Source organism: Streptomyces sp. FH025 (assembly GCF_017427025.1).
In the GTDB taxonomy this organism is placed as follows: domain Bacteria; phylum Actinomycetota; class Actinomycetes; order Streptomycetales; family Streptomycetaceae; genus Kitasatospora.
The window spans coordinates 1-11,169 of sequence record NZ_JAFLNG010000209.1 but is presented as its reverse complement, the minus strand read 5'-3'; the positions used below and the strand labels follow the sequence as shown (position 1 = coordinate 11,169).

Here is an 11,169-nt window from a genome sequence, read left to right as displayed (position 1 = left end):
AAGCGACCGTTCTGGGGCGGGCTGCTGGTGACGCTCGGCGGCGCCGAGATGCTGGTCACGCTGTGGGCCCCGCTGCCCGTCCTCCTGCACATCGGGATGGAGGGACTGGCCGGGTACCTCGTGCCGGTGCTGATGGTGCTGTGCGGCCTGCTGATCCTGTTCAATCCGGCGCAGCGGCTGTTCTACTCCATCGTCGCCGTGCTCGCCTCGCTGGCCAGCTGGGTGACGTCCAACCTGGGCGGCTTCGTGTTCGGGATGCTGCTCGGAGTGGTGGGCTCCTGCCTGACCTTCGGCTGGCTGCCCGACCAGCCGCTGCGCCGTGGGAGGCAGCGGCGGGAGGACCGGCGCACCGAGCGCCGGGCGGCGGCGGCCCGGGCCAAGACGGCCGGGGTCTGACGTCCACGTCCGGCGGCACTCCGGTGCCTGACGGCGTGTGCGGTGTGTCCGGGCGCCGGCTGGGCGGTGCCCGGACCGTGCCCGGACGGCGGCGCCCCGCGTACCGGTGATGGGAGAGCACCGGCGCGCGGGGCGGTCCGCCGACCGGCGTCGACAGCCGTCCGTCACGGAAGGCCGGCGGAGGGCCGATGGTCCCGGGTCCGACGGGGGCGATCGGCCCTTTCCGCCGCAGGTGGCCGGCGGTTGACTGGGCAGGTCATGGACAACAGCAGCAGCAAGGCCACCGCCACCGGCACCGCCACCGCCGAGTACGACCGTCTGATCGCCCGTCACCACGCGATGCGACTGCGGAGACAACTCCTCACCCCCGCCTCGCCGTCGGGGCCCGGATCCGGGACGGGACACGACGTCGACTACGGCTACGGCGGCAGCGAGGGCTACGACGGAGCCGCGGACCAGCACCTGATCCGACGCGATCTCGACGTGGTCGCCCCGCTCGCGGACCTGATCGACCACCTGTACGCCGTCATGTTCCGCCGCCGCCCGTACCTGCGCTCGCTCTTCCCCGCCTCGATGGAGTTCCAGCAGGCCCACCTGGAACGCATCTTCCACCACCTGATCGACCACCTGGACCGCCCCGTCGAACTGGAGCGGATGCTCCGCCAACTCGGCCGCGACCACCGGAAGCTGGGCGTCAGGCCGGTCCACTACGAGGCCTTCGAGGAGGCCCTGTGCGCGGCCGTCCGGCACCGGGCCGGCGGGCGCTGGACGGAGGAGCTGGAGGGCGCCTGGGTGCGGATGCTGCGCTTCGCCGTCGGCGCGATGGTCGCCGGCGCCGACTCCGCGCTCACCGAACCCCCGTACTGGCACGCCGTGGTGACCGGCCACGAGCGCCGACGCCCCGACCTCGCCGTGGTGCGGGTGCGCACCGGCGAGCCGTACCCGTACAGCGCCGGGCAGTACGGCACCGTCGAGCACCCGACGCTGCCGCACACCTGGCGGCAGTACTCGATGGGCTGCGCCCCGCGCTCTGACAACGAGTTGGAGTTCCACGTCCGCCGCACCGGCCCCGGCGGCGTCAGCGCGGCACTGGTCGAGCGCACCGCCGTCGGCGACCAGCTGCGCCTCGGCCCGCCGCGCGGCAGCCTGCTGCCCGACGGCGACGCCCGCGACCTGCTGCTGGTCGCGGGCGGCACCGGGCTCGCCCCGATGAAGGCGATCGTCGAGCAGCAGGCCGTCCACCGCCCGCCGGGCCGGCGGGTCCACCTGTTCGTCGGCGCGCGGGACCGGTCGGACCTCTACGACTGGCAGGCGCTCTCCGAACTCGGCCTGCACAAGCCGTGGTTGTCGCTCACCCCGGTGACCGGTGACCGGCTCGCGGACGCCGTCGCGGCCGCCGGGGACTGGCGCGAGCACCTGGCCTGCGTCAGCGGGCCGGCCGGGATGGTCGCCTCGGTGCGCTCCGAACTGCTGGCGGCGGGGCTGCCGTTGACACAGGTCCGGTACGACCAGGTGCTCGCCCGGTAGCTCCGGTCAGCGGAAGCAGTACGAGTCGGAGGAGGCGTCCCCGCCCGCGAGGTGGGTCTGGTGGACGCGCAGGCCCCGGAAGTCGGCGCCGTGCGGGAAGAAGCGCTCGTCGATGCGCAGCCCGCCGGCCTCGGGGTCGGCGTCCAGCTTGACCAGCCAGGGCTCGATGCCGTCCGGGTAGAACTGGTCGTCCCAGGCGCCGTAGAGGGAGTTGGTGAGGTAGAGCCGCCGCCCGTCCCGGCTGATCTCCACCATCTGCGGCGCCCCGCTCAGCGGCCGTCCGGGCTCGGCCGGGTGCGGGGTGCGGGCGGTGATCCCGCCGAGGCGGACGGAGGAGGCCAGCCGGGGGTGGAACGGGTCCGAGACGTCGTACTGGAACAGCTCGCCGGTGCCCCAGGCGGAGACGTACAGCCAGCGGTCGTCCACCGACAGGTTGATGTCGGTCACCAGTGGCGGCACCGCCCCGAAGGGCTGCAACGCGGGCGGCAGGTCCTCGGTCTTGGCCGGTTCGGCGGGGATCTCGATCACCTTGCGCGCGGTGAACGCGGGCCCCTCCCGGTACCAGAGCCAGACCGAGGAGGAGAGGTCCTCGACGTTGGTCACCACCCCGGCGAAGCCCCACTCGGCCTGCGGATCGTGGGCCGGGCGCAGCTCCAGCACCATCTGGTACTGGTCCCCGAGGTCGATCCGCTGGAGGTGGCGCCCGGTGGACAGCTCCCAGAAGTGCAGCGCGTGACCGTACTTGCGGGCCAGCAGCTGCTCGGGCAGCACCCCGGCCTCCACCATCCACGGGGTGCCCCACTCGCTGGTCACCCCGACGTTCGTCCCCAGGTGCCACCACACGTCGTACGCGAAGTGCTGGGGCCCGCGCTCCGTCTCCCAGGCGCGCAGCACGTCGAAGGTGGTGTGGTCGAGCAGCGCCACCCCGCCGGGCCCGTCGGTGCCCTCGCCGGAGCCGAGGCAGGACAGGAACACACCGTCCGGGCCGCAGTGCAGGGTGTGCGGCCGCGAGTAGCCGGCCTTCGCCGCCAGCTCGTCCGGCTCGACCGTCTTCACCAGCCGCGGCCGGACGGGGTCGGGCCGGGTGTCCATCACGTGCAGCCGGGAGGAGCGCAGCCCGGGGAGCAGCAGGTACCGCCGCTCGGGGCTGTGGTGGTCCGCGTGTGCGAGGGCGCTGGAGCAGGCGTTCCACCCGAAGTGGTGCAACTCGTCGCCCAGGGTCGGTAGTTCGGCGAAGTTGAGGACCTTCCCGTAGCTCGCCGAGTCCGGATCGGTGTCGACGGTGAGCAGTGCGTCCGGCTGCTGCCCGCTGCGGTCGAACCCGGCGACGTACGCCAGCTTCTCCGGCGGCGCGGCGATCGCCTCGGCGGCGGAACGGTAGAGCGACGGATCGGTGTGCCCGTGCCGCTCCTGCTTCCCGTCGTGCCCGTGGTGCCCATGCTGCCCGTGGTGCTCATGCTGCATGCAAACTCCCCAACTCGCCTTGTCCGTCCGGGAAGCGTTCCACAGGACCACCGGCGCACAGCAGGCGCACGAGAAGCGGCCGGGGGTGCGCGAGGCTACCCTTGCGAGGTGCAGAACAGCATCACCGGGGGGATCTTCAAGGCGCCGGCTATCCAGGCGGAAACCGCGCACGTCACGTTAGGCGTCCGGCCGCCCACGATCGCCGGCCTGCCGCCGCTGGCTTCCGCGTTCACCGGGCGCGACCGGGAACTCGGCGAACTGGAAACCCTGTTGACCTCGGACGGTCCACTGGTCGTGACGGTCACCGGCCTCGGCGGCATCGGCAAGACCACGCTCGCCGTCGCGGCCGGCCATGCCCTCCTGGAAGCCGGCCGCTTCGCCCTGGCCCTCTTCGTCGACCTCCGGGGCTACGACGAGACTCCGATGGAAGTCGGGCAGACGCTCGACACCCTGCTTCGAGCCCTCGGCGTCCCGGCCGAACACATCCCGCCGGACCCGAATGCCCGTGCGACTCTGTATCGCGACCAGTTGGAGAAGCACGGCGAAGGCGTCCTCGTCATCGCCGACAACGCCTCGGCCGCGGAACAGGTCCGCCTCCTGCAACCGCCGTCCGGTCGCCACCGCCTCCTGGTGACTTCGCGTGAGACTCTTCCCAGTCTGGGTTCCCGGCTCCATCGCGTGGGTGTGCTCTCGCCCGAATCGGCGGTGGCCGTCCTCGACACCGCCGTCAGAACCGCCCGTGCGGACGACGACCGCATCGCAGGCGACCGCGACGGCGCCCGCCGGATCGCCGCGTTGTGCAGCCACCTCCCTCTCGCCCTCAGGCTCGCGGCCGCCCAGTTCGTACTGGACCAGCACCTGCGACCGGTCGAGCTGGCGGAGGACTTGGAGGACCACGCCGCCCGGCTCGACCTCCTGCACGACGGCGAGACCGGTATCCGCCTCGTACTCGACCGTTCCCACCGCCGACTCACTGCCCCACAAGCGGAACTCTTCCGCCTCCTGGCCCTCAGCCCCGGCCCCGACATCTCCACCGAGGCCGCGGCCGCACTCACCGACCGGAAGCCCCGCGAGGTCCGCTCCCACCTGGCCGGACTCGCGGGCACGGCCCTGATCGAACAGGCCTCCGAGGGCGGCCGCTGGTACCTCCACGACCTCGTCCGGGCCTACGCCCTGGAACGAGTGGAGCAGCACAAGCGGAAGAGCGCGGCTGCCCGGCGGCGCGTGCTCGACTACTACACCGTCACTGCGAACGCTGCCGACGACCACGTGCAAGCACTGCCCGGCGAAGACGTGTCCTCCCTGTTCCGTGACCGGGCTCAGGCGCTGGAGTGGTTCGACTCCGAGCGCGTCAACCTGGTGGCGGCAGTCCAGACGGCGGCGGCGACGGGCAACCCGGACATCGCGATGTCCCTGGCTCCGGCCCTCTGCTGGTACCTGGAGCGATCGTTCCGCCCCGACGAGGCCCTCGTGGTGATGGGTGCGGCTCTGGAGGCGGCTCTTGCCGACGACGAGGATTCCGTGAACGCCGCAACTGCGTGGAACAACTTCGGACTCGCGCTCGGGGAAGTACTACGCCTGGACGAGGCCGTTGAGGCCTTTCACCGGGTGTCCTCGATCTGCTCGGATCTCGGCAACCGCTCCGGGGAAGGCGGTGCCCAGGACAACCTCGGGAACGCGTTGAGAGGCCTGCGACGGTTCGACGAGGCCATCGCGGCGCACCGCCGCGCTCTCGGTATCAACCGCGAGCTCGGTGACCGTCGGGATGAGGCGGGGACACTGAACAACCTCGGCGTCACGTTCCTTGAAATCCGCCGCTTCGAGGAGGCGAATCAGGTCCTTGAGCTCGCTCTTGCCATCTACCGGGACCTCGGCCATCGGGCCGGTGAGGCGGTCGTCTGGACGAACCTCGCCGATGTCCTACGGGAGCTGCGTCGATTCGACGAGGCGATCGAGGCACACGAGCAGGCCGTCGCGCTGTTTCGGCAGCTGGGCGATCGCCTGGGAGAAGCCAGGTCCACGAACAGTCTCGGTGTCACTCTCACGGAAGTCCGCCGGTTCGATGAGGCGATTGAGATTCTCCAAGAAGCCCGCGTCATCTTCGCGGGACTGGGAAACCGCTACGACGAGGCCGTGTCACTGGGAAATCTCGGGATCGCGTTGCGGAGCGCAAGGCGGTTCGCTGATGCCTTGGAGGTACAGAAGGCTGCTCTGGCCATCCAGCAGGAGCTGGGAGTTCGAGACAGTGAGGCCATCGCCTGGTCGAACTACGGGGCGACGCTTGAGGTCCTGAACAGGAGCGCGGAGGCCGAGCAGGCTTGTCGGCAGGCCTTGAAGGCCTTCCAGGAGTTGGGAGACCGCCACGGTGAGGGTCGGGCGTGGCTCAACCTCGGCAACTCCTTGTCGGGCTTGAGTCGCCCGGATGACGCCGCTGACGCCTATCAGCAGGCCTTGTCTATCTCTCAGGAGCTGGGTGACCGTTACGGCGAAGGCCAGGCCTGGATAAATCTCGGCGGAGCCCTTCGCTCCACAGGCAACCCCGAGAAGGCGATTCACGCGCACCGGAAGGCCCTGGAAATCGATCGACATCTGGGCGATCGTCACGGCGAAGCCGATACGTGGAACGAACTCGGACTGGACCTCAAAGCACTCGACCGACACGAGGAGGCGCTTGAGGCGTTCGGTCGGTCGCGCCTCCTGTACGACGCGTGTGGTGACGACTACCAGCACGCGGCGACGGGGATCAATCTCGGGGCCGTGCTGATCCGACTGGGCAGGTTCGAGGAGGCGGTGGACCTCCATCGGGACGTGCTCGCCATCATCCGGCCCCTCGGCTCGCACCGCGATCTGGCCCTGGCGTGGTACGGCCTCGGAGAAGCCCTGGAGGGCATCGGCGCGACGGAGGAGGCCGAGGCGGCCCACGACGAAGCCTGGAGGGCCTTCCAAGCGATGGAGACGCCGGAAACCGGGGAATCCGTGGCGTGACCGCCGCGCGCCCCGTGCCTACCGGCCGGTATCGTCGGGGCGGAACGGTGATCACCTGTCGTTGCGGCAGACGGAGCAGAGGAACGGTGTGGCGGCGGTGGAGTTTCTGGAGGACATCCTGGGTGCGCCCTACGAGGCGGCGGAGCTGACGCTGCGGCCCGACGAGGAGGGCGAGGTCTGCGCGACGCTGGTGCGGCGTCTCGTACCCGGCGCCGAGCGGGCCGTGCTGTACATCCACGGGTACAACGACTACTTCTTCCAGACCAACCTCGCCGACCACTACACGGCGCTGGGTTTCTCGTTCTACGCCCTCGACCTGCGCAAGTACGGGCGCTCGCTGCGGCCGCACCAGTCGCCGAACTTCGTGCGGGACCTCGCCGAGTACGACGAGGAGATCGACGAGGTGGTGCGGATCATCCGGGAGCTGGACGGCCACCGGCAGCTGCTGCTGAACGGGCACTCCACCGGCGGGCTGATCGGGGCGCTGTGGGCGGGGCGCCGGGCCGGGCGCGGCGTGGTGGACGGCCTGTTCCTGAACAGTCCGTTCCTGTCGATGCCCGCGGGCCCCGCGGTGCGCACCGTCGGCGGGCCGGCCGTGACGGCGATCGGGCGGCTGGCGCCGACCCGGGTGCTGCCGTCCGCGCTCAACCCGCACTACACGCACAGCCTGCACAAGGACCACAAGGGCGAGTGGGACTTCGACCTCACCCTCAAGCGCGCCGAGGGCTTCCCGCTGTACGCGGGCTGGCTCTCCGCGATCCACCAGGGCCACCGGCGGCTGCGGCACGGGCTCGGGATCGACGTGCCGGTGCTGCTGATGGCCTCGACCCGCTCCATCTCCACCACCAAGTGGCACAACGCGCTGCACCACGCGGACGCCGTGCTGCGCGCCGACGACATCGCCGCGCAGGGCCCGAGGCTGGGCCGGCACGTCACCGTCGTCCGGATCAAGGGCGGCATGCACGACCTGGTGCTCTCCGGGGAGACGGCCCGCACCCAGGCGTTCGCCGAGCTGGACCGCTGGCTGGCCACGTACCTCGGCGTCGAGGACGCCCGGCCGGCGGGGGAGCGCGCGTGACCGACGAGCCGGTGCCGGTCGGGCGGAGCACCGACCTGGGATTCGCCAAGCTCATGCCGGACCTCGACCGGGACGGCGGCTGGCTGCTCACCCTGGACGGCACCCCGCAGTCGTACGTCGACCTCGCGGACCCGACCCACCTGGAGTTCGAGTACACCCGCCGGCTCGGCCACCTCGCCGACGCCCTCGCCCCCGCCGGGCGGCCGCTGGACGTGCTGCACCTCGGCGGCGGCGCGCTCACCCTGCCCCGCTACCTGGCCGCCACCCGGCCCGGCTCGCGGCAGCGGGTGGTGGAGGTGGACGGGCCGCTGCTGGAGCTGGTCGCCGAGCACCTGCCCTGGCAGGGCCCCGGCGCGGACATCACCGCGACCGTCGGCGACGCCCGCCAGGCCTTGGCCGCGACCCCGGCGGGCTCGCAGGACCTGGTGATCGCGGACGTCTTCCACGGCTCCCGCACCCCCGCGCACCTCACCTCGGTGGAGTTCCTGCGCCTGGCCGCCGCCGCGCTGCGCGAGGGCGGCTGCTACGCCGCCAACCTGGCCGACGGCCCGCCGCTGGCCTTCGCCAGGGCCCAGGTGGCGACCGTCCGGGCGGTGTTCCCGTACGTGTGCCTGGTGGCGGAGGCACCGGTGCTGCGCGGGCGCAGGTACGGCAACATCCTGCTGGCCGGCTCCACGGCGCCGCTGCCGGTGACGGAGCTGAGCCGGCTGCTGGCCGGGGACATCTTCCCGGCCCGGCTCACCGAGGGCGAGGACCTGGCGGCCCTGGTCGGCCGCACCGCGCCGGTCACGGACGCGGACGCCACCGACTCCCCGCCCCCGCCGGACGGCGCCTTCAGCATCGGCTGAGGCCCGGCACCAGCGCCGCCGCGCGCGGTCCGGCGGTCGGCGCAGCCGCGGAATGCGGAGGCGTGGGCGGGGTGTCAGAATCGGCGCGTTCATGCCGGAGCGTGGGGCACGTCCGAAGGAGCGAGCGATGAGCGACGGGGTGCGGCCGGAGCTGGGTCAGGTGCCGGAGACGGCGCTGTGGACGCTGTGGTACCGGGCCTTGGAGGCACGGCGGCCGGACACCGTGCTGCACGACCGCGTGGCGGTCGAGCTTGTGGAGCGGATCGACTTCCCCTTCGCCGAGAAGTTCGGGCAGCAGGCGCTGGTCGGCCAGTTGCAGGCGCTGCGGACGGCCTGTTTCGACCGGGAGGTGGAGGACTTCCTGACCCGCTACCCGCGCGGGACGGTGGTCGGGCTCGGGGGCGGGCTGGAGACCCAGGCCTGGCGGGTGGACAACGGGCGGGCGGACTGGCTGACGGTGGACCTGCCGGAGACCGCGCGGCTGCGCGAACACCTGCTGCCGCCGGACGAGCGGCACCGGATCCTCGCCTCCTCGGCCACCGACCCGCGCTGGATGGCCGAGGTGGACCCGGCCCGGGGGGTGCTGATCAACACCGAGGGCCTGCTGATGTACCTGCACCCGGGCGAGGTCCGCTCGCTGATCGCGGCCTGTGCCGAGCGCTTCCCCGGCGGGACGCTGGTCCTGGACGCGGTGCCGCGCTGGTTCAGCCGGCGGAGCTTGGAGGGGAGAGTCCGGGACCGCTACTACCAGGCGCCGCCGATGCCCTTCGGCATGGACGCGGACGAGCGCGGCAAGCTGGCCGGCGCGCACCCGGCGATCACCGGGGTGCGGGAGGTGTACCCGGAAGGCGCGCGTGGCCTGCTGCGCGCCCTGCTGCCGGTCGCGCGCCGGATCAAGCAGAGGCCGTCCGTGGTCGCACTGCGTTTTGCCGAAGCTTGGAGAAACCCTGGTCGGCCTGGAACCATGGCACGGGGGCGCACGTCGTAACCAGGGATGATCGGCCGGGGGGACGGGCCGCCCGGCACGTTAGGCTGCGCCTGGGGGAGCGGCCTGGGTGCCGCCATCGGACGACCGCCGGGACGGGCGTACGGGCTCCAGGGTGAGCCGCCCGTCCCGACCTGCCACGGAGGTACTGGCCTTGCACATCGACGCCTGGATCGAGAGCGTCCCACCGACCGCGGTGTACGCGCTGGTCGGTCTGATCATCGGGATCGAATCGCTGGGCATCCCGCTGCCGGGCGAGATCGCCCTGGTCACGGCGTCCCTGATGGCCGTCAAGGGCGTGGTCAGCCCGTTCGGGGTCGCGGGGGTCGCGATCGCCGGAGCGATCATCGGTGACTCGATCGGCTACTCGATCGGGCGCAAGGGCGGCAAGCCGCTCTTCGAGAAGCTGGGACGAAAGTTCCCCAAGCACTTCGGGCCCACGCACCTGGCCACCGCCGAGCGCTCCTTCCAGAAGTGGGGCATGTGGGCGGTCTTCTTCGGCCGCTTCATCGCCCTGCTGCGCATCTTCGCCGGTCCGCTGGCGGGCGCGCTGAAGATGCCGTACTGGAAGTTCCTGATCGCCAACGTGCTGGGCGGCGTGGTCTGGGCCGGCGGTACGACGCTGCTGGTCTACAAGGTGGGCAAGAGCATCGAGCCGTGGCTGTCCCGGTTCTCCTGGGCGGGCCTGGCCGCGGCCGTCGTGATCGGCGGGATCTCGGCCTGGGTGATGAAGCGCCGGGCCGCCAAGACCCACGCGCGGATCGAGGCGGAGGAGGCGGCGAAGGCCGCCGAGGCCGTCAAGGCTCCCGCCGCGGAGTGAGCCGCGGGGCTCGGACGCTGCGGGGCTCGAACGCCGCGGGGCTCGAACGCCGCGGGGCTCGAACGCCGCGGGGCTGAGGTACGGAACGAACGAAGAAAGACGGATCGGAGACATCGTGCGGATCGGACTGCTGGGCACCGGCCCCTGGGCGGAGCGGGTGCACGCGCCCGTGCTGGCCGAGCACCCCGGGCTGGAGTTCACCGGCGTCTGGGGCCGCCGGCCGGAGGCGGCCGAGGCGCTGGGCGCCGCGCACGGCGTGCCCGGGTACGCGGACCTCGACCGGCTGCTGGCCGAGGTGGACGCGGTCTCCATCGCGCTGCCCCCGTCCGTGCAGCCCGGCCTCGCGGTCAGGGCCGCCGAGGCGGGCTGCCACCTGCTGCTGGACAAGCCGGTCGCGCTGACCGTCCCGGACGCCCGCGCGGTGGCCGAGGCGGTGCGGGAGCACAAGGTCGCCTCGGTGGTGTTCTTCACCGTCCGCTTCGGCGGGGAGCAGCTCCCGTGGATCGAGCGGCAGGCGGAGCTCGGCGGCTGGTTCACCGGCCGCTCGGACTGGCTCGGCTCGGTGTTCGCCCCGGGCAGCAGCAGCCCGTACGCGGCTTCGCCGTGGCGGCAGGAGAAGGGCGCGCTGTGGGACGTCGGCCCGCACGCGCTGTCCGTCCTGCTGCCGGTGCTGGGCGACGCGACCCGGGTCACGGCGGTGGCCGGGCCGCTGGACACCCTCCATCTGGTGCTGCGGCACGCGGGCGGCGCGTCCAGCACGCTGGCGCTGAGCCTGACCGCGCCGGCCGCGGCCGGTGGCACGGGGATGGAGCTGCGCGGCGAGCACGGCGTGGTCCAGCTGCCGCCGCGTGGCGAAGGCCCGGCGGCGGCCCTGCACCGGGCGGTGGACGCCCTCCAGGCCTCCGCGGCCTCCGGCGAGGCGCACCCCTGCGGCGCGGACTTCGGTCTGCGGGTCGTGGAGATCCTGGCCGGGGCCGAGCGCTCGCTGGCGGACGGCGGCCCGGTCGAGGTCTGAGCTCGGTAGGCGTACCGGCCCGACCCTGCCGGCCCGACCCGACCCTGCCGG

At 72.4% G+C, this 11,169-nt stretch carries 9 protein-coding genes; 8 read left to right on the top strand and 1 reads right to left on the bottom strand.

Annotated elements, in window-relative coordinates:
- Positions 1–396 (top strand): DUF6114 domain-containing protein (locus tag J0670_RS16950; RefSeq protein WP_207812434.1); only part of this gene is annotated, 396 nt, incomplete at its 5' end.
- A 243-nt stretch (positions 397–639) separates the two neighbouring features.
- The gene (locus J0670_RS16945) at positions 640–1,923 is read left to right on the top strand and encodes a globin domain-containing protein (RefSeq protein ID WP_243437118.1); all 1,284 of its coding nucleotides are present in this window, start codon (positions 640–642) and stop codon (positions 1,921–1,923) included.
- A 6-nt stretch (positions 1,924–1,929) separates the two neighbouring features.
- Here the strand turns inward: J0670_RS16945 and J0670_RS16940 are convergent, their stop codons facing one another.
- Positions 1,930–3,387, bottom strand: a complete 1,458-nt coding sequence (locus J0670_RS16940) for a selenium-binding protein SBP56-related protein (protein ID WP_207812433.1) — start codon at positions 3,385–3,387, stop codon at positions 1,930–1,932.
- A gap of 108 nt (positions 3,388–3,495) precedes the next feature.
- On the opposite strand from J0670_RS16940, the gene J0670_RS16935 reads away from it, so the two are divergent.
- The 6 genes from J0670_RS16935 (at position 3,496) to J0670_RS16910 (ending at position 11,118) form a co-directional block, all read left to right on the top strand.
- Positions 3,496–6,372: a tetratricopeptide repeat protein gene (locus tag J0670_RS16935; protein ID WP_207812432.1), complete on the top strand. Its 2,877-nt coding sequence runs from the start codon at positions 3,496–3,498 to the stop codon at positions 6,370–6,372.
- A 97-nt stretch (positions 6,373–6,469) separates the two neighbouring features.
- A complete protein-coding gene (locus J0670_RS16930; protein WP_307806552.1) occupies positions 6,470–7,450 on the top strand; it encodes an alpha/beta hydrolase in 981 nt (326 codons plus the stop codon).
- Between the two features lie 53 nt (positions 7,451–7,503).
- Positions 7,504–8,298, top strand: coding sequence for a spermidine synthase (locus tag J0670_RS16925; protein WP_207812435.1), 795 nt, complete (start codon positions 7,504–7,506; stop codon positions 8,296–8,298).
- Positions 8,299–8,425: 127 nt separating this feature from the next.
- Positions 8,426–9,286 carry a class I SAM-dependent methyltransferase gene (locus J0670_RS16920; protein WP_207812431.1) on the top strand — a complete coding sequence of 287 codons (861 nt, stop codon included), beginning with the start codon at positions 8,426–8,428 and terminating at the stop codon, positions 9,284–9,286.
- 151 nt (positions 9,287–9,437) lie between these two features.
- Positions 9,438–10,103, top strand: coding sequence for a DedA family protein (locus J0670_RS16915; RefSeq protein ID WP_207812430.1), 666 nt, complete (start codon positions 9,438–9,440; stop codon positions 10,101–10,103).
- Between the two features lie 115 nt (positions 10,104–10,218).
- Complete coding sequence (locus tag J0670_RS16910; RefSeq protein WP_207812429.1) at positions 10,219–11,118, top strand: Gfo/Idh/MocA family protein; 900 nt, start codon at positions 10,219–10,221, stop codon at positions 11,116–11,118.
- Positions 11,119–11,169 lie beyond the last annotated feature (51 nt).

Coding starts and splice junctions, on each gene's coding strand:
- J0670_RS16940 (WP_207812433.1), bottom strand. CDS start 3,387: ATGCAGCATGAGCACCACGGGCAGCATGGGCACCACGGGCACGACGGG.
- J0670_RS16925 (WP_207812435.1), top strand. CDS start 7,504: ATGCCGGACCTCGACCGGGACGGCGGCTGGCTGCTCACCCTGGACGGC.
- J0670_RS16920 (WP_207812431.1), top strand. CDS start 8,426: ATGAGCGACGGGGTGCGGCCGGAGCTGGGTCAGGTGCCGGAGACGGCG.